At 70.9% G+C, this 17114-nt stretch carries 21 protein-coding genes; 6 read left to right on the plus strand and 15 right to left on the minus strand.

The window, feature by feature from the left end:
- Window positions 1-295: 295 nt before the first annotated feature.
- Together dacB and ABD691_RS28165 are read right to left on the minus strand one after the other, a co-directional pair.
- A complete protein-coding gene (gene dacB, locus ABD691_RS28160; protein ID WP_344684831.1) occupies window positions 296-1807 on the minus strand; it encodes a D-alanyl-D-alanine carboxypeptidase/D-alanyl-D-alanine endopeptidase in 1512 nt (503 codons plus the stop codon).
- Between the two features lie 178 nt (window positions 1808-1985).
- On the minus strand, window positions 1986-2597 hold the full coding sequence (locus ABD691_RS28165) for a LysE family translocator (protein WP_344684833.1): 612 nt from the start codon (window positions 2595-2597) through the stop codon (window positions 1986-1988).
- A gap of 92 nt (window positions 2598-2689) precedes the next feature.
- Here ABD691_RS28165 and ABD691_RS28170 point away from each other — a divergent pair, with 92 nt between their 5' ends.
- The gene (locus ABD691_RS28170) at window positions 2690-3190 is read left to right on the plus strand and encodes an Lrp/AsnC family transcriptional regulator (protein WP_344684835.1); all 501 of its coding nucleotides are present in this window, start codon (window positions 2690-2692) and stop codon (window positions 3188-3190) included.
- Window positions 3191-3274: 84 nt separating this feature from the next.
- On the opposite strand, the gene tesB is transcribed toward ABD691_RS28170, so the two are convergent.
- Both tesB and pyk read right to left on the minus strand, forming a co-directional pair.
- Entirely contained in the window at window positions 3275-4210 is a 936-nt protein-coding gene (gene tesB, locus ABD691_RS28175) for an acyl-CoA thioesterase II (RefSeq protein WP_344684837.1), read from the minus strand.
- A gap of 82 nt (window positions 4211-4292) precedes the next feature.
- Window positions 4293-5714: a pyruvate kinase gene (pyk, locus tag ABD691_RS28180; protein ID WP_344684839.1), complete on the minus strand. Its 1422-nt coding sequence runs from the start codon at window positions 5712-5714 to the stop codon at window positions 4293-4295.
- Window positions 5715-5777: 63 nt separating this feature from the next.
- Between pyk and ABD691_RS28185 the strand changes: the two genes are divergently transcribed.
- On the plus strand, window positions 5778-6152 hold the full coding sequence (locus ABD691_RS28185) for a VanZ family protein (RefSeq protein ID WP_344684841.1): 375 nt from the start codon (window positions 5778-5780) through the stop codon (window positions 6150-6152).
- Between the two features lie 84 nt (window positions 6153-6236).
- Window positions 6237-6395 (plus strand): hypothetical protein, encoded by a 159-nt coding sequence (locus ABD691_RS28190; RefSeq protein ID WP_344684843.1) that lies wholly within the window; start codon window positions 6237-6239, stop codon window positions 6393-6395.
- On the opposite strand, the gene ABD691_RS28195 is transcribed toward ABD691_RS28190, so the two are convergent.
- The 10 genes from ABD691_RS28195 to ABD691_RS28240 all read right to left on the minus strand — a co-directional run bounded on the left by ABD691_RS28195 (window position 6392) and on the right by ABD691_RS28240 (window position 11722).
- Entirely contained in the window at window positions 6392-7093 is a 702-nt protein-coding gene (locus ABD691_RS28195; RefSeq protein ID WP_344684845.1) for a DUF2461 domain-containing protein, read from the minus strand. The genes ABD691_RS28190 and ABD691_RS28195 overlap by 4 nt on opposite strands.
- A 12-nt stretch (window positions 7094-7105) precedes the next feature.
- Window positions 7106-7570, minus strand: coding sequence for a hypothetical protein (locus ABD691_RS28200; protein ID WP_344684847.1), 465 nt, complete (start codon window positions 7568-7570; stop codon window positions 7106-7108).
- A complete protein-coding gene (locus ABD691_RS28205; RefSeq protein WP_344684848.1) occupies window positions 7567-8901 on the minus strand; it encodes a hypothetical protein in 1335 nt (444 codons plus the stop codon). The genes ABD691_RS28200 and ABD691_RS28205 overlap by 4 nt, the downstream gene beginning before the upstream one ends.
- Window positions 8901-9281, minus strand: a complete 381-nt coding sequence (locus ABD691_RS28210) for a DUF6317 family protein (RefSeq protein ID WP_344684850.1) — start codon at window positions 9279-9281, stop codon at window positions 8901-8903. The genes ABD691_RS28205 and ABD691_RS28210 overlap by 1 nt, the downstream gene beginning before the upstream one ends.
- 102 nt (window positions 9282-9383) lie before the next feature.
- Window positions 9384-9704 (minus strand): DMT family transporter, encoded by a 321-nt coding sequence (locus ABD691_RS28215; protein ID WP_344684852.1) that lies wholly within the window; start codon window positions 9702-9704, stop codon window positions 9384-9386.
- Entirely contained in the window at window positions 9704-10048 is a 345-nt protein-coding gene (locus ABD691_RS28220) for a DMT family transporter (protein ID WP_344684853.1), read from the minus strand. The genes ABD691_RS28215 and ABD691_RS28220 overlap by 1 nt, the downstream gene beginning before the upstream one ends.
- Complete coding sequence (locus ABD691_RS28225) at window positions 10045-10581, minus strand: TetR/AcrR family transcriptional regulator (RefSeq protein WP_344684855.1); 537 nt, start codon at window positions 10579-10581, stop codon at window positions 10045-10047. Before ABD691_RS28225 ends, ABD691_RS28220 begins: the two co-directional genes overlap by 4 nt.
- Before the next feature lie 104 nt (window positions 10582-10685).
- Entirely contained in the window at window positions 10686-10829 is a 144-nt protein-coding gene (locus ABD691_RS28230) for a hypothetical protein (protein WP_344684856.1), read from the minus strand.
- A 153-nt stretch (window positions 10830-10982) separates the two neighbouring features.
- Window positions 10983-11108: a hypothetical protein gene (locus tag ABD691_RS28235; protein ID WP_344684858.1), complete on the minus strand. Its 126-nt coding sequence runs from the start codon at window positions 11106-11108 to the stop codon at window positions 10983-10985.
- Window positions 11105-11722: a pentapeptide repeat-containing protein gene (locus tag ABD691_RS28240; RefSeq protein ID WP_344684860.1), complete on the minus strand. Its 618-nt coding sequence runs from the start codon at window positions 11720-11722 to the stop codon at window positions 11105-11107. Before ABD691_RS28240 ends, ABD691_RS28235 begins: the two co-directional genes overlap by 4 nt.
- An 88-nt stretch (window positions 11723-11810) precedes the next feature.
- Between ABD691_RS28240 and ABD691_RS28245 the strand changes: the two genes are divergently transcribed.
- Both ABD691_RS28245 and ABD691_RS28250 read left to right on the plus strand, forming a co-directional pair.
- On the plus strand, window positions 11811-12227 hold the full coding sequence (locus ABD691_RS28245; RefSeq protein WP_344684862.1) for an SAM-dependent methyltransferase: 417 nt from the start codon (window positions 11811-11813) through the stop codon (window positions 12225-12227).
- A 9-nt stretch (window positions 12228-12236) separates the two neighbouring features.
- The gene (locus ABD691_RS28250; protein WP_344684864.1) at window positions 12237-12890 is read left to right on the plus strand and encodes a class I SAM-dependent methyltransferase; all 654 of its coding nucleotides are present in this window, start codon (window positions 12237-12239) and stop codon (window positions 12888-12890) included.
- Window positions 12891-12906: 16 nt separating this feature from the next.
- Here ABD691_RS28250 and ABD691_RS28255 read toward each other — a convergent pair whose 3' ends face one another.
- Complete coding sequence (locus ABD691_RS28255; RefSeq protein ID WP_344684866.1) at window positions 12907-13893, minus strand: alpha/beta hydrolase; 987 nt, start codon at window positions 13891-13893, stop codon at window positions 12907-12909.
- Between the two features lie 235 nt (window positions 13894-14128).
- Between ABD691_RS28255 and ABD691_RS28260 the strand changes: the two genes are divergently transcribed.
- Complete coding sequence (locus tag ABD691_RS28260; protein ID WP_344684868.1) at window positions 14129-16474, plus strand: ATP-binding protein; 2346 nt, start codon at window positions 14129-14131, stop codon at window positions 16472-16474.
- Window positions 16475-17114: the final 640 nt, after the last annotated feature.

Below are 17114 nucleotides of genomic sequence, written 5' to 3' on the forward strand. Positions count from 1 at the left end.
CGCTGTTCAAAGCAACCCGAAGCTTCAGCGGACCCGAGTTCTGCGCCCCAGGTCACAGCCATTGGAACCAATGCCCGAGCCCGCCGGATCCGACTCCTGGGACGAATATCACCGATTTCGACATCATGATTTAACCCAGAACGCGAAACCTCTTCATTCACGTTTTCCCGTTTTTCCCGGTGCTTGCGGGCGAAATCACCGCCGAAAGTCGATGGACATCCGGCGCGCTTTCCGGTCCGGGACGCCAAAAGGGGCCGGCCGCGTTTGGCGCGACCGGCCCCTTCTGCGCTGCGTTTCAGCAGGACTTCACCCAGGAGCATTCCAGCGCCGACTCGTCTACCGCGGTGCCCGGGTCGTCCGCGGCGACGGGCGCGCGGCGCACCCGCGGCGCACCCTGCTGGGTCCCGGCGCCGTCGTACTCGGCGAGCCGGACCGCGATCGCGTCCTCCAGATCCCGCGGCGAGGAACCCAGGAAGTCGTTGAACACCACCGAGAACACCAGCGGCCTGCCGTCGGCGGCGGTGACGTAGCCGGACAGCGAGCTCACCCCGGTCAGCGACCCGGTCTTGGCGTGGACGTTGTTCTCCGCGCGGGTTCCGGTCATCCGCGAGCGCAGGGTCCCACCGACGATCCGGTCCGGGTTGCCCGCCACCGGCAGCGCGTCGTACCAGGACTGGAACCACGGCCGCTGCCGGGCGTTGTCCAGCAGCAGGCTCAGCTGACCGGGCGTCACGCTGTCCGCAGTGGACAGTCCGGATCCGTCCACTGTGCGCAGCACCGCCGGGTCCACGCCCAGCCCGCGCAGCTTCTCGGCGAGCACCGGGAGCCCGGCGTCCCAGCTGCCCGCGCCGCCGGACGCGCGGCCCATCGCCTTCACCAGGATCTCGGCGTGCATGTTGTTGCTGAGCTTCATGAACGGGACCATCAGCTCGCGCAGCGGGATCGACTCGCGGGACGCGATCGCACGCGCGTCCGGCGGAGTAGTGCCGGTGCCCCTGCCGTTCACCTTCACGCCGTGCGCCTCCAGCGCCCGGATGAAGACGTCGGTGGCGTAGGAGGTGGAGTCGGGGACCGAGGTGTAGTCCTCGACCGGCGCGCCTTCGGCGGGCACCGAACCGCTCACGACGACGCGGTTCGAACCGTGCTCCCGCTGCACGGACAGGTTCGGCTCGCTGCCTGCCTCCGAGGTCGTGGTGCGGTTGTCGATCTCGACCACGCCGGTGGCCGGTTCCACGACGACCTCCGCGGGTTCGCCCTCGGCGCCCGGGGTCGCCCGGACGGTCGCCGACCCGGCGTCGAAGTCGCCGTTCGGCGAGACCGACAGCGCCGAGATCGGCGCGGCGTAGTAGTACGGCTCGTCGTCCCACGCCCAGCCGAAGCCGAGCGGGACGTCGTCGAACCAGCTCGCGTCGGCGATCACCTTGCCGCTGACCTCGCGGACGCCGGACTCGGCGACCTGCGCGGCCAGCCTGTCGTACTCGGCGGCGGTCGTGGTCGGGTCACCCGTGCCGCGCAGGTACAGGTTGCCGAGCAGGACCGGTCCCAGCCGTTCGGAGCCGGCCAGCACCTCGGTCCTGAACCGGTAGTCCGGCCCCAGCGTCTCCAGTGCGGCGGCCGAGGTCAGCAGCTTCAGGTTCGACGCCGGGACCGCGCGGTCGTCGGCGCCCCGGCTGTAGAGCACCTCATCGGTCTCCGGGTCGCGCACGACGACCCCGGCGTGCGAACCGTCCAGCCGCGGGTCGGCCAGGATCTTGTCCAGGTCGATCCGCAGGGCGTCCGGTCCGGTAGGGGCTGCCGTGATGGGCACGGCGGCCCCGACCGAAAGCCCCAGAACCGACGCCGCACCGATCGCAACACCCCATCGACGACGCATGCCGCCACTCCGTCCTCGTCCTCGGATAGTTCGCCGGAAAGCCTAGGCGCGGGAACCGGCCGAGGTGAGGATTTTTCCAGGATCGACTGCGTCCGGACAGGGATCGACCGGGTCAGGACAGCGCGATCGAGGTGGCCATCGCGATCAGCGCGCCGCCGCAGCAGCGCTCGAACACCTTGCGCCTGCGCGGATCGGCCAGCAGCGCGGCCAGCCACCGCACCGACGGCACCACCAGCAGCCACCACAGCCCGAACGCCCCGACCGCGACCGCGCTGAGCATCCCGGCCTGCGCCATCGGGTTGGCCGCCGGGTCCATCGCCTGCGGCAGCAGCGTCAGGAAGGTCAGCATGACCTTCGGGTTGAGCACGTCGATCAGCAGTCCGCGCAGGAACACCGAGCGCCCCGAGCGCGGCTGCTCCGCCGCCGCGTCCGGCGCCTGCGCCGCCCCGGACCTGCGCAGGATCTGGATCCCCATGAACCCCAGGTACACCACGCCGACCGCCTTCACCACGATCAGCGCCGCGGGCACGGTCACCAGCAGCGCCGACAGCCCCAGCGTCGCCGCCGTGGCGTGCACCAGCAGCCCGCAGGTCACGCCCGCAGCGGCCAGCCACCCCCACCTCGCACCGTTCGCCGCGTTGCGGGTGACCATCACGAAATCGGGTCCGGGTACCAGGATGATCACCAGCAGGGCGAGCAGGAACGGCCCCCAAGCGATGTGCACGACTCCTCCTTGTCGACCAGCACGTTCAAGCCGGGCGATATCGTGCGCTGGAAGTTCGCCGGTTCACCACATCCACCGTAGGATGTTCGGATATGCGGGAATCTGTCGAACTGGATTCGGTCGACTGGCTGATCCTGGAGGAGTTGCAGAACGACGCCACGCTGCCCAACCGGGTGCTCGCCGAGCGGGTCGGGCTGGCCGCGTCGAGCTGCCTGCAACGGGTCCGCAGGCTGCGCGAGCAGGGCGTGATCACCGGCTCGCACATCGACGTCGACCCGGCGGCCACCGGCCTGACGCTGGAGGCCATCGTGTCGATCAACGTCCGGCCGCACACCCGCGAGGTCGTCGACCAGTTCCGCAAGTTCGTGCTGGCGCAGCCGGAGACCCGCTCGCTGCTGCACGTCAGCGGTCAGGCCGACTTCCTGCTGCACGTGGCCGTCGCCGACAGCGCGCACCTGCAGGGCTTCCTGGTCGACAAGCTGGCGTCGCGGCCGGAGGTCCGGCACTTCACCAGCTCGATCGTGCTGGAGCAGGTCCACACCCGCGCGCTGACCGCTCCGGCGCACCTGCGGCCGAAGCGCCGCCGCAAGTAGGGCGTCCAGCTGCTCCCGACTACGCCTTCGACGCGCGGGGCGTGGCCACCAACCCGTGGACGCCGGGCGCTCGACCGCGCGTGATCAGTCCTGCACGCGCAGCAGGCCCTCCTGCACGACGGTCGCGACCAGGCGGCCGTCGCGGGAGAAGAACCGGCCGGTGGCCAGCCCGCGGGCTCCGGACGCGCTCGGCGAGGCGCAGTCGTAGAGCAGCCACTCGTCGGCCCGGAACCTGCGGTGGAACCACATCGCGTGGTCCAGGCTCGCGCCGGAGACGTTGTCCAGGCCCCAGTAGACGCCGTGCCGGGCCAGCACCGCGTCCAGCAGTGTCAGGTCGGAGGCGAAGGCGACCATGCAGACCTGCAGCAGCGGGTCGGCGGGCAGCACTCCGTCGGCGCGCATCCACACCTGGCTGCGGGCCACCCGCTCGCCGGTCTCGCGGACCACCCACGGCGGATCGGTGACGTAGCGGACGTCGATGGGGCGCGGCTGCACGCGGCCCATCCGCTGCAGCAGTTCGCCCGCCTGCTCGCCGTAGGTCGGCAGCGTCTCCGGGTCGGGCACCTCGGGCATCGGCTCCTGGTGGTCGATGCCGTCCTCCTCCAGCTGGAAGGAGGCCGAGAGCGAGAAGATCGCCTTGCCACGCTGCACGGCGACCACTCGCCGGGTGGTGAACGACCGGCCGTCCCGGGTGCGGTCCACCTCGTAGACGATCGGGATGCTCGGGTCTCCCGGCCGGATGAAGTAGGCGTGCAGCGAGTGCACCGCCCGGTCCTGCGGGACCGTGCGTCCCGCCGCCACCAGCGCCTGCCCGGCGACCTGGCCGCCGAACACGCGCACCGGGGACTCGGCGGGGCTCACCCCGCGGAAGATGTTCTCCTCGATGGTTTCCAGGTCCAGCAGCGCGACCAGGCGGTCCAGCACGGGTTGGCCGTGCGGCACACCGTGGTCCAGCGGAACGGAGCCGTCGGTCCGGGCGGCTGCCGGGTCTGCGGCGGCGGCACGTGCGGCTTCGGTCACTGCGGACTCCTCGGGTCACTGGCCCGGGGGGCGGGTTTTCCGGGCCGGGGCCGGAAAACTGCCACCTCCGGGCGGGGTCCGGTCAGACGTGGTCTTCCTCGCCCAGCCGGTGCACGCGGATCAGGTTGGTCGAACCGACGGTTCCCGGCGGCGAACCGGCGACGACGACCACCATGTCACCCCGCTGCGAGCGGCCGAGGGACAACATCGCCTGGTCCACCTGGCGAACCATCCGGTCGGTCGTGTCCACCTTAGGCACCAGGAACGTCTCCGTCCCCCAAGTGAGAGCGAGCTGACTCCGCACCGACTCCTCGGGGGTGAAGGCCAGCAGCGGCAGCCGCGTGTGCAGCCGGGCCAGCCTGCGCACGGTGTCGCCGGACTGCGTGAAGGCGACCAGTGCCTTGGCGTTGAGCCGCTCCCCGATGTCGCGGGCGGCGTAGGAGATCACGCCGCGCTTGGTGCGCGGGACGTGGCTCAGCGGCGGCGGCGCGGTGGAACCGGCCTCGACCGCCTCGACGATGCGGGCCATGGTCTGCACCGTCTCGACCGGGTACCGGCCGACGCTGGTCTCGCCGGAGAGCATCACCGCGTCGGTGCCGTCGAGCACCGCGTTGGCGACGTCGGAGGTCTCGGCCCGGGTCGGGCGCGAGTTCTGGATCATCGAGTCCAGCATCTGGGTCGCGACGATGACCGGCTTGGCGTTCTCCCGCGCGATCCGGATCGCCTTCTTCTGGACCAGCGGGACGTGTTCGAGCGGGAGCTCCACGCCCAGGTCACCGCGGGCGACCATGATGCCGTCGAAGGCCAGCACGATGGCCTCCAGGTTGTCGACCGCCTCCGGCTTCTCCAGCTTGGCGATCACCGGCACCCGGCGGCCGACCCGGTCCATGACCTGGTGCACCAGGTCGATGTCGGCCGGGCTGCGCACGAACGACAGCGCGATGAAGTCCACGCCGAGCTGGAGCGCGAACTCCAGGTCCTCGACGTCCTTGTCCGACAGCGCGGGCACCGAGATGTCCATGCCGGGCATGGACAGGCCCTTGTTGTCGGAGACCGGGCCGCCCTCGATCACCTCGCAGACGACGTCGGAGTCCTCGATGGCGGTCACCGCCAGGCCCACCTTGCCGTCGTCGACCAGGAGCCGGTCGCCGACCTTGGCGTCGCCGGCCAGGCCCTTGTAGGTGGTGGACACGCGGTCGTGGGTGCCCTGGACCTCGTCGACCGTGATCCGCACGACGTCGCCGGTCCGCCACTCCACCGGCCCGGCAGCGAACTTGCCGAGTCGGATCTTCGGTCCCTGCAGGTCGCCGAGGATGCCCACCGCGCGGCCGGACTCCTTGGCCGCCGTCCGGACCATCTCGTAGACCTGCTGGTGATCGGCGTGGCTGCCGTGGCTGAAGTTCAGCCGGGCGACGTCCATTCCGCTGCTTACGAGCTCCGCCATCCGTTCCGGAGAAGCGGTGGCGGGCCCCATGGTACAAACGATCTTGGCTCGTCGACTCACGTTGGGTCAGCCTAGTCTGTTGACCGCCAGGTGCAGTACGCAGCTTCGGATCGGAGAGGGCTGTTGCTGGATCATTACAGAACGCAGCTCACGAAGGTCCCGTTCGGAATCGCGGTGCTGGCGAGCCTGGCGGTCCTGTTCACCCCGGCCTCCGGTGTCCCGGACGCGCCGCCGGGCACCGACAAGGTGGTGCACCTGGTGCTGTTCGCGGCGCTGGCGGCCAGCGGCCGGATCGCCCGGATTCCGGTGCTGCTGCCCGGATTGGCCGCGTACGCGGTGGTCTCGGAGGTGCTCCAGGTGACGCTCCCGCTGGGCCGCAGCTTCGAGCTCGCCGACATCGGTGTCGATCTCGCGGGCGCCCTGGCGGGCTGGTCCGCCGTGGCGCTGGCGCGCCGGAGGCGGCCACGCTCCGTGGTGGCCCCGGCGCGGCGCGGCTGATTCGCGGCGCGGCTGATTCGCTGGCCGGGGCTGACCGGGCTGTGCACGCTGCTGCACGACGAGCTCGTCTCGCGTCCATGGGCGGTGCGGGTGCTCGCGGCGGGCAACCTCCTCGGGCCGTCGGTGCTGTGGCTGGTCGAGGACGTCGTCGAGTCGTTCCGCGGCTGCGGCCTTGATCACCCGGCGGTCATCCGCCCGAGGACGCCTGCCGCACCCGAGACCGGGACCGGCCACAACGGCTAGCGGCGCTTGTCCGAGACGCCGATGTGGTCGGCGCACCACTGGTTCAGCTCGGCGACCTGCCGCCAGCTCCGGCGCACCCGGTCCAGGCAGGCGCGCTCGTGCAGCACGTCGTCGGGTTCCCAGCGGCGGAAGGCGTACAGGGTGCGGTGGCGGAGCAGGTCGAGCCGCGGGTGGTCGGCGGCCACGCCGCGCGGGCGGCTCTTCAGCGTGGTGCCGCCGATCTCCCACCCCTTGAGCCCGTCCAGGATCCCGCGCAGCCGCTCGCCGTGGATCTCGGTGTCCACCGCGGCGCGGAACCTGGCGAGCTGGTCGGACTCGGTGTGGTAGCAGCCGCCCGCGACCATCAGCCCGGCGGCGCTGATCTCGACGTAGTAGGCGCCACCACCGCGCCCCTGCTCGATCACGGCTCCGCAGTGCGTCTTGTACGGCGACTTGTCCGGGCTGAACCGCACGTCCCGGTGCGGCCGGAACACCTTGCCCGCCCCGAAACCCGGGCCGAACTCCGGTTCCAGCTCCGCGATCAACGCCTCCATCGGCGCCCGCACGTCCTGCTTGTAGAGGTCGAGGTGATCGGCCCAGAAAGCTTTTGAGTTGTCCGCCTGGAGCCCGTCGAAGAACTCCACCGCCCCGTCGCCGAAGCCCTCGAACCTCGGTCCGGCCTCCTCGCGCGCCACTGCTGCTCCCAGGTCGAACGCCACCGATTCGGCACATTACATGTTGGCGAACTTGAAATACACGTGCCAGCGGGCGTCGTCGCTCTGGTCGACCACCACGCTCTGGTAGCCGTCGCCGTTCCACTGCTCGCCGCCTGAATATCTGCTGAGCGAATCCAGTTCCCACCCCAGTTTCCTGGCGTCGCTGGAGATTATCGGGGAGTAGCCCTCCTTCAGCGCCGGAAGACCGTTCCCCGACAGAAAGGACTCGACTTCTCCCCTGGCCGCGGAAAAGCTCAGCTGGAGGATCCACTCGTCCTGCTGGCGCGGGCGGTAGCAGAACTTCTCGTCCGCTCGGTTCGCGGGCAGCTGCAACCCGATGCGCTGGACCGACTCCGGCAGCTTCGCAGCCGGATCGCACTGGTCGGAGTTGTCGCCGACGATCCTGCCGTTCGTGCCGCTGTTCGCGCAGCCGGCCGCGAGTACGGCGGTGAGCAGGACCGCGGCGGATCTGGCTCTCATCGGGTCGGGTCCGTCCTTCCTCCGTCGCGATCTCCGGCAGGCGGCTCGATCGGCGGCGCGCTCCCGTCGCCGACGGGCCTGTGCATGACGTCGGACGACCCGCTGAGCTGGTACTCGCGGGCGAGACCCGTCTGGTGCAGGGTGCCCGGCTCGACATCGGCCACGCCCGTGCCGAAGATGTCCACACCCTTGCCCTTGTCCCAGTTGTACGGATCTTCCACGTGCACCTTGTACTTCATCTCGACGTTCGGTTCGCCGCCGGGTGACGGCGTCACTTCCACGGCCCCGGTGACCTTGTAGTGCATGCTGCCGCTGGCGTAGTACCAGTCGGGTTCGGTCTCCTGGTCGAAGGAGTGGCTTTTCCACTGCGTCTCAACCGGAATCCGCGTGGGCTGACCTCCGTTCCGGTTGAACTCCTCAACTGCGCGCTTCCGCCATTCCTCGTCGTTGCCCGCGAGTTCTTCCTGGAGGTTCTCGCGGAAACCGGCGGAGTCCCTGAGCATCAGCCCGGGATCCACCTGGAGAGGTTCGCCGGTGTTGGTCAGGTAGTGCTCCATGTGGCGGGCGGCGTTGGTGTAACCCATCGCGTCCGCCGCGCCGGCCATCGCGTTGAACTTCGCCGAGGTCACGTAGTCCTGCCAGGTCGGCTCCCGGGCGCCCCACGGACCGGAACCCGGGTTCTCCGCCCAGTCCCGGGGAGCGGGGTCGGACGGCTTCGGTATGCCTTCCTCCTCGTTGCTGGTGAACCACTCGGCGATCCCGCCGATCCAGTTGCCGGAAGCGCCGATCGACGTTTCCAGCAGCGGTTCGGTGCCGCGGATCGCCCTGGCCACCTCGGCGGCCCGCGCTTCGTGGCCCGCCAGCAACTCCTTGGCCTGCGCGATGATCGCGTCCAGCGCTTGTTGGGCCGCGGCGGCTTGCGCACCGGATTCCGGGGACATCGCCGCCTGGACGGGCGGTTTCGACGCGAGCTCGCGCTTCGCGGCCTGGGCCTCCCGCTCCAGCCGCAACGCGTGTTCCCGGTTCGCCGCCAGTTCCCCGGACCAGGCGAGCAGCGCCTGGTGGACGGTCTCCACCGCCTGCAACCGCCCGGCCAGGCGCCGCTGCATCATCTCGGCCATCTGCCGGTAGCCGTCGCCCGCGTCGCCGGTCCAGTTCTCCAGCTGGTTGTCCAGCACCGGGCCGACCTCGGCCAGCTGCTCGGCGACGTTGCTCAGGACCGCCGCGGCATCGGCGGCCGACGCGGCGTCTCCCGGTGCCGGGTTGAAGCCGAGCGCGGGGAAGTCGGCGAAATCCGCGACGGCGTCGCCGATGGAGTCCAGCAGACCCATCACTCATCACCGTCCATGACGTCCTCGATGTAGGACTTCGGTTCGCCTGCCGACGCGGGACCGGTCGCGGGCACGGAGCTGACCAACGACTCCTCGAGCCTCGCGAACACCGCGGCGAGATCGCTGTCGACGTCCGCGTAGTGATCGGTGCTCTGCGCGAGCTTGTCGCCGATCTCGGCGAACTGACGGCTCAGGATCGTCAGGCTGTGCCCCACCGCATCGGTGAACTCCTGGCAGGCCGCTGCCAGATCAGCCTGTCCGGGATCGCAGTCCGCGACCGGAGCCGCGTCCGAACCGGCGTCCGCCAGCAACTCCCCCGCCTGCGCGCAGGCCCGCGCCTGCGCGTCCAGTTCCGCTACCACCACTGAGAACTCGTCCACGTGCCCCCCTACCCGCGATTCGCGGGCGGCAGTCTAACCAGACGCCGCGCTCCGTCCGGCCGGAACGCGAGAATCAGGAGAAGTCCACATAGGACGAATCAGTCACCCCACCGATCCGGTCTCGACCAGGAGCACACCGCCCATGACGAAAGCGATGCCGAGGGCCATGACCCACGTCAGCGGTTCCCTGAACAGCAATCTCCCCGCCACGGCGGTCAGCGCGACGCCCATGGCCGCCCAGATCCCGTAGGCGATGCCGAGGGCCATCCCCTGCCCGAGCGCGGCGGCCAGGAGGGCGAAGGCGAGCAGGTAGCCCGCGGTCACCGCCGCGTACCACGTCTTGCGGCCGGTCCTCGCGGCGCGCAGCGACAGCGCGGCAGCGACCTCGACCAGGATCGCGAGCCCGAGGAACAGCCAGGCCATCACGCGGCCACCTCCTCCCGGACCGCCCGGTGCGACCCGAGCTCGATCAGGAGCACGCCGACGACGATGAAGCCGATCCCGGCGATCACGGTCGTGGTCAGCGCCTCCCCGAAGAACACCGCCGCGAGCGCCGCCGTCAGGCCCACGCCCAGCGCGCCCCACACCCCGTAGGCGACGCCCAACGCCATGCCGTTGCGCAGCACGGCGGCGAGGAAGACGAACGAGGCGGCGTAGCCAAGCACGACCAGGGCGTACCAGCCCGGGTGGCCGGTCGCCGCCTTCAGCGACAGCGAACCGGTGACCTCGCTGCAGACCGCACCGGCGAGCAGGAACCACTTCTTCACGCCCGGTCCTCCAACATCTCCCGGGCGAGCGCGCGCACGCGGGCCCGCTCGTCGTCGTCGAGGGCGAAGGTGCGGGTGGCGTCGGCGAACCAGGCACCGTCGGCGAGCAGGCGCACCGCGGTGAGCCGCGCCCGCTCGCCGGGCGGGAGATCGGCGGGCAGCTCGACCCACGGGCCGAGGCGTTCCTTCCACCTGGCCGTCAGCTGCCTGCGCAGCCTCGGGTCGGCCAGCATGACCAGGTCCGCTTCGTCGGCGGTACCCGACAGCGCCAGGTCGAAGTAGGCGCGGATCCGCTCGTGCGCGGGCGCTTCGGCGAGCGGGCCGGGCAGGCGGTCGGCCAGCTCACGCTCCCAGCAGTCGATGACGTGGTCGACCAGCGCGAGCATGAGCGCTTCCTTGGTGCGGAAGTGGTGCATCAGCCCGGGTTTGGTCAGGCCCGCCTGCCGGGCGACGGAGTCCAGCGACACGGTTCCGCCGGAGCGCAGGACCTCCAGGGCCAGGCCGAGGAGTTGATCACGGGAGTTCGCAGTCACGGCTCCACCCTACCAACCATCCGGAAGGTAGGTAGACGGGTGCCGAACGCGGAGCGCCCCCGCACGCGGTGCGGTGCGGGGGCGCTCGATCTACCTGACGCGGGTCACTGGCCCTGTCCACCGAGGAGGGAGCCGACGATCGGGAGGCCCCCGGTCAGGTCCTTGACGGGGTCGGCGGCGGCGATGCCTCCGCTCAGGCACACCAGCGCGGCGGCGGAGGACAGGACGACCGCGATTTTCCTGATCATGACGCACCTTTCTTCGATTGCCGGTCGGACGCTTTTGACGTTGCCCCAGCTCCCGGATCGGTGCCCGCCCGATCACCACATCGAAAGACGGCCCCACTCCTTCAAGTGAAGGATTTTCCGACGCACCCGGGTAAACCGTTTCCCGCGCCGTTTCTACCGCGTCGTGTGGGTGGCGAGCGGATCGTCCCCGACCTCCGGCGCCAACGGGCGCCCGCCCCCGAACACCACGACCAGAACGCACCCGACCAGCGCGACCACGGCCAAAGCCCAAGATCTCATCCGAGCCATTCGCCTCTCCCCCTCCGCGGTTCCCTCCCCGACCTGACCACGTCTTCGCCTGGTGCCGGCGGGGCGTTACCCGCGGCGGGATGTGATCTTGTCCCGCCACGGCGACCGCAGGCGGCCCGGTACGGTCCCGGCATGGACCTCCGCGAATCGGATTCCGTTGTGAACACCAGCGCGCCCTTGACGCCCTCGACGTGGATCGCCGCGTAGTCCCAGCGGCACCCGTCGACGCGGACGTCATCGGCGGACGCGATCGACAGCCGGAACCCGATCGCACGGCTGCGCACGATCTCGGCCTGGCGCAGCTTGACGGCCTGCCATGAGGCGTTGGACAGGTCGACGTCCTCGAACCGCACGTCGGCCAGTTCCAGCGGCGACATCCGCGATTCCGACAGGTCGGCGGAACGGACCAGCGACCGCGCGAGCGTTCCCCTTCCCCCGGCCCCGGAGAACTCCCCGGACTCGACGAGCAGTTCTTCCTCGTCGAATTCACCCCGGAACGCGAACTCGGCTGCGACGAGATCATCGAGGTCGAACGACGGGCGGCGAACATCGCGGATCGACGAGGTCGCGCACGGTCTGCTCGGGCTTCGCGGTGCGCGGATCACGGCGGAGCAGGCGATCTCGGCCGCGGTCCTGATCGCCGCCGAAGCCGGTCTCAGCGTGGGCGGCTAGCACTGGAGCTACCGTCGGCGGATGCCGCCGAAGCTGTCACCCCGCCTGGCCCGGGTCGTCGACGCCCTGCCGCTCGCGCCGGACCTGCGCGTGCTGGAGATCGGCTGCGGGCCCGGGGCCGCCGCCAGGGCCGTCGCCGCGCGGCTGACCACCGGCCACGTCCTCGCCATCGACCGCTCCGCCAAAGCGATCGCGCAGGCCAGGGCCGCCTCCGCGGAACAGATCGCCGCAGGGCGGCTGAGCCTCCGGCTGGTCGCCGTCGAGGACTTCGTGCTGGAGCCCGGCGAAGCGCCCTTCGACCTCGCCTTCGCCGTGCGGGTCGGCGTGCTGGACGGGCGCCATCCCGGGATCGAGCGGCAGGCTCGGCAGCGGATCGCGGCGGCCCTGGCGCCCGGCGGGCGGCTGTTCGTCGATCTGCGCGAGACCCCGCCCGCTTAGGCTCCCCGGATGCACCACGAGCACGACCTGCCTGCTGAACAGCGGAGGCACTGGGAGCAGGTCTACCGCGAGAACCCGGACATGTACGGGCTGGAACCGTCCGAGCCCGCCCTGTTCGCGGCGGAACTGATGCGCGAGCACCAGGCGCACAACGTCCTCGAACTCGGCGCCGGTCACGGCCGCGACGCCCTGCACTTCGCGCGATGCGGGCTCAACGTCCACGCGACCGACATCAGCGAGTCCGCTCTGGAGCAGTTGCGCGCGCACGCCCGCGCGGCAGGGCTCGACGTCCACACCGCGGTCCACGACGTCCGGGAGCCGCTTCCCCACGAGGACGCCAGCATGGACGTCGTCTTCGCCCACATGCTCCTGTGCATGGCGTTGTCCACGGGCGAAATCCGGGCTGCCACAAGCGAAATCGCCCGCGTGCTCCGCCCCGGCGGCCACCTCGTCTACACCGTCCGGCACACCGGGGACGCCCACTACGGTACCGGGACGCCCCACGGCGACGACATCTACGAGCATGGCGGCTTCGCCGTCCACTTCTTCAGCCGCGAGCACGTCGACGCGCTGGCGAGCGGCTGGCAGCTCCTTGAAGTGCACCCCTTCGAAGAAGGCTCCCTGCCGCGCCGCCTGTGGCGCGTCACCCAGCGCAAGCCATGACGCGGCCGACCACCGGCTACGCCTTGCGGAGCCGCTCGATCATGCCGTCCAGATCGCGGACGACCAGGTCTCCGCGGATGACGTGGCCGCCCGGCTCCTCGTACGACTCGTGCGGGATGCCCGCGCCGTCGAGCGCGGCGCGGAACTCCCGCTGGCCCGCGAGCACCTGGCTCTCGTTGGCCTGGTCGAACCAGTTCACCGGGTCCGGAGAAGTACCGGCGACCAGGAAGATCCGCTTGTCGCGGTAGCGCTCCAGGTTCTCCATCGGGTTGTCGGCGGTGACCCTGGCCTCGTCCCACAGCGGCGCGCCGTAGACCGTTCCGCCCGCCAGGTCCACGGCGGCGGAGGACGCGTTCGCCCAGTGCACGACCGCGCCGAGGTCGCGGCGCAGGCTGGCCGGGCCCGAGTGGGCGCTGACCGAGGCGAAGTCGCCGAAGTACTTGGCCGCGTACTTCAGCGCGCCGAAGCCGCCCATCGAGAACCCGGCGAGCGCGCGGCCGTCGTGCTCGGCGTAGGTGCGGAAGTTCTCCTCGATCCACGGGCGCAGCTGCGCCATGTGGAAGGTCTCCCAGTTCCGGGGACCGGTGTTGGAGCTGACCGGGTTGGAGTACCAGCCCGCGTGCCCGCCGTCGGGCATCACGATGATGATCGGCTTGCCCGCGCTCAGCTCGCGGATGCCCGCGCGGTCCCAGGCGGCGAAGTCCTGGTCGGTGCCGCCGCCGTGGAACAGGTAGAGCACGGGGTAGGTGCGCCCGCTGGTGTGGTAGTCGTCGGGGAGCAGGACGTTGACCGCGGGTTGCCAGCCGATCGCGTCGGTCTGGAACCGGTAGAACCACATGCGCGGATCGGTTTCGAGCCGGTCCACGACGTGCAGCCCGTGCCCGTCCTCCGCCGCGCCTGCCGCCGGTGCCGTCGCGAGGGCGCTGCCGCCGCCGACGGCCAGTGCGGCGGTGATCCCGCCGACCGCCTTCAGCACCCGGCGGCGGGTGTGGTGTTCGCTCAAGATGACCTCCAGGTCGAGTCGCGTCGAGCGGTCCCGGCACGTCCTCCCCCGGACGGGACCGCCGGTTCACGCGAAGTTAGGCGGCACCGATGAAATCCCGATGACGCTCCCGTGCACCCGCGCGCGGCCCCCGCACGTGACCACTGTCGGCAACCTCCACCGGCCGCTACTCACACCATCGTGTGAACGGTCGTCGTCGCAGGCCAGCGCTGCGCGACCGGGTTACGCTCGGGGTGTGGTCTCCACTGCTCAGGCCCGTGTTCGCGAACCGGCGGGCAACCTCCCGGTCGACGTCACGAGCTTCGTCGGCCGGAGGCGCGAGATCACGCTCACCAAGCGGCTGCTCGCCGAGTCCCGGGTCGTGACGATCACCGGTCCGGGCGGGGTCGGCAAGACCCGGCTGGCGCTGCGGGTCGCCGCCAACATGCGCCGTTCGTTCCGGGACAAGGTCTGGTGCGTCGGGCTTGAGGACGTGCTCGACCCCCGGCTGCTCACCGACGCCGTGATCGACCAGCTCGGCCTGGGCAGCCCGTCGTCCGGCGACGACGTCAACACCATCGTCGAGCACCTGAAGAACCGCGAGATGCTGCTGGTGCTCGACAACTGCGAGCAGATCGTCGACGCCGTCGCCGAGCTGGTCGACACCGTGATCCGCTGGTGCCCCGGCGTGCGGGTGCTGGCCACCAGCAGGCAGTCGCTCGGCGTGGCGGGCGAGTCGACGATGGCGCTGGCGCCGTTGCAGGTCCCCGACATCGACAACCTCCCGCCGCCGGACGCCTACGAGCAGTACGCGTCGGTCCGGCTGTTCGTCGACCGCGCGAAGGCCGCGGTGCCCGAGTTCGAGGTCGACGAGAACAACGCGGGCCCTCTGATGCGGCTGTGCTACCAGCTCGACGGCAACCCGCTGGCCATCGAGCTCGCCGCGGTCCGGCTGCGCTCGCTGTCCCCGCAGCAGCTGGAGGAGCGGCTGGCCGAGCGCTACGACCTGCTCAGCGAGGGCCGCAGGGGCGCGCCGCAGCGGCAGCAGAGCCTGCGGGCGCTGATCGACTGGAGCTACGAGCTGTGCTCGGACCAGGACAAGCTGGCGTGGGCGCGGGTGTCGGCGTTCTCCGGCAGCTTCGACCTGGAAGCCGCCGAGCACGTGGCGGGCGACGGGCTCGACGTGCTGGTCGCGATGCACTCGCTGGTGGACAAGTCGATCCTGATCCGCGACGAGGAGGGCGGGCAGGTCCGCTACCGGCTGCTGCACGCGCTGCGCGAGTACGGCCAGGAGAGGCTGGCCGACTCCGGCGAGCAGGACGAGATCCGCCGCAGGCACCTGCACTGGTACGCGCGGATGATCACGCGCTTCGCCGCCGAGTGGATCGGGCCGGAGCAGGTGGCCTGGGTCAACCGGCTGACCAGCGAGCAGTCCAACCTGCGCACCGCGCTGAAGTCGGCGCTGGCCGAGACCCCGCCGGGCACCACCGCGCTGCGGATCACCCGCAAGATGGCGATCTTCTGGGGCGTGCGCGGGCTGGCGGGCGAAGCCCGGTACTGGCTGGACCAGGCGCTGGCGGTCTGCACCGAGCCCAGCGCGGCACGCGCGTCGGCCCTGCGCAGCAGCGCCTGGTTCGCGCTGCTGCAGGGCGACCACGAGGAGGCGGAGCCGCTGCTCGCGGAGGCTCGGGAGCTGATGTCGCGGCACCCCGATCCGGTCGAGCGGGCGCACCTGAACCAGACCCTCGGGATGGCCGCGTTCTTCGGCGGCGATCTCGACCGCGCCACCGAACTGCACCAGGAGGCGCTGACCGCCTTCCAGGAGCTCCAGGTGCCGGGCGGCGAGCTGTTCGCGCTGTTCGGCCTGGGCCTGGCGCGCGGGCTCGGCGGGGACTACGCGCTTGGGCTGGAGCTGCTCCAGCAGTCCGTGAAGCTCAGCACCGACCTGGGCGAGCTGTTCTGGCGCTCGCACGTGCTGTGGGCGATGGCGCACGTGGAGGTCTCGCGGGGCGAGGTGACCCACGCCGAGGCGGTGGCCAAGGAGGCGCTGCGGTTGCAGCGCAGGCTGTCGAACCGGCTGGCCTCGGCGTTCACCCTCGACACCCTGGCCTGGACGGCGGAGGAGCAGGGCAGGCTCGAGCGGGCGGCCCGGCTGTTCGGCGCGGCGGCGGCGACCTGGGACACGCTGCGAGCGGCGCCCACGTACTACTCGACCTTCGAGATCGGGCACAACGAGCACATGCAGCGGGTGCGCGAGGCGCTGGGCGAGCAGGCGTACCAGGACGCGTTCGAGCAGGGCTACGAGATGCCGCCGAGCGCGGCGCACGACTTCGCGCTGGAGTCCAAGAAGCGCGGCACGTCCGCGCGGCGGGACAACGTGCACCCGATGCCGCTGACGCGGCGGGAGCGGGAGATCGCGGAGCTGGTGGCGCAGGGGCGGACGAACAAGGACATCGCCGAGAGCCTGGTGATCGCCCAGCGCACCGTCGAGGGGCACGTGCAGAACATCCTGACCAAGCTCGACTTCACCTCGCGGGCGCAGATCGCCGGGTGGGTGGCCGGTCAGAAGCAGAGCGCGCCCGCCGACACCGGCGGCGCTTGAGGCGCTCGCCGTCGGTCTCGCGGCGCGGCGCGCAAGCGCCGAACTCGCACCCCTGGGGCGCAAACGTTCGTCTCGCGCCCCGACGCGCAGGCGTCGACCTCTCGCCTCGGCGCGCGGGCATCGAACTCGCACCCCGACACGCAGGCGCCGACCTCGCACCCCGACACGCAGTGTCGAACTCGCGCCTCGGCGCGCAGGCATCGACCCCGCACCCCCGGCCGCACTTTTGCTGCCCGAGGTCCCGTGACGAGCGCCCCACAAACCTACGCACCGTCACCAGATCGCCCCAAGTAGCCACCCATTCGGCTTAATCTAGGTACCGAGGCCCGTGCAAACCTCGGTGTCTTGCACTCTCCGTATCCGCACTCTTGAGTACGTGACCCCCGACGAACCCCGAAACCCCGAAACAGCCCCCGGTACCCCGAACCCGGTCTCGCGCCTCAGGGAGAGGGGGGCGCGAATCGCGAACTGGTGGCGTTCCGACGAGGCGGGCGTCCGGCACCGGCTGTCCCCCCGGATGCGGTCGGTCCAGCTCGGCTCGGCCATCGCCGCCGCGGGCGTCCTCGGCATCCTGACCGGTGTCGGCGGACAGGCAACGGCCCCGCACGAGGTGCGCACGGCGCACGTCGCGGCAGCCGCC

The sequence above is a fragment of the Saccharopolyspora taberi genome (assembly GCF_039534165.1).
Lineage (GTDB): Bacteria > Actinomycetota > Actinomycetes > Mycobacteriales > Pseudonocardiaceae > Saccharopolyspora_D > Saccharopolyspora_D taberi.

Excerpts from the sequence above, each read along its gene's own strand:
- ABD691_RS28170 (WP_344684835.1), top strand. The coding sequence starts at position 2,690 with ATGCGGGAATCTGTCGAACTGGATTCGGTCGACTGGCTGATCCTGGAG.
- ABD691_RS28200 (WP_344684847.1), bottom strand. The coding sequence starts at position 7,570 with ATGAGAGCCAGATCCGCCGCGGTCCTGCTCACCGCCGTACTCGCGGCC.
- ABD691_RS28205 (WP_344684848.1), bottom strand. The coding sequence starts at position 8,901 with ATGGGTCTGCTGGACTCCATCGGCGACGCCGTCGCGGATTTCGCCGAC.
- ABD691_RS28215 (WP_344684852.1), bottom strand. The coding sequence starts at position 9,704 with ATGGCCTGGCTGTTCCTCGGGCTCGCGATCCTGGTCGAGGTCGCTGCC.
- ABD691_RS28230 (WP_344684856.1), bottom strand. The coding sequence starts at position 10,829 with ATGATCAGGAAAATCGCGGTCGTCCTGTCCTCCGCCGCCGCGCTGGTG.
- ABD691_RS28235 (WP_344684858.1), bottom strand. The coding sequence starts at position 11,108 with ATGAGATCTTGGGCTTTGGCCGTGGTCGCGCTGGTCGGGTGCGTTCTG.
- ABD691_RS28245 (WP_344684862.1), top strand. The coding sequence starts at position 11,811 with ATGCCGCCGAAGCTGTCACCCCGCCTGGCCCGGGTCGTCGACGCCCTG.
- ABD691_RS28250 (WP_344684864.1), top strand. The coding sequence starts at position 12,237 with ATGCACCACGAGCACGACCTGCCTGCTGAACAGCGGAGGCACTGGGAG.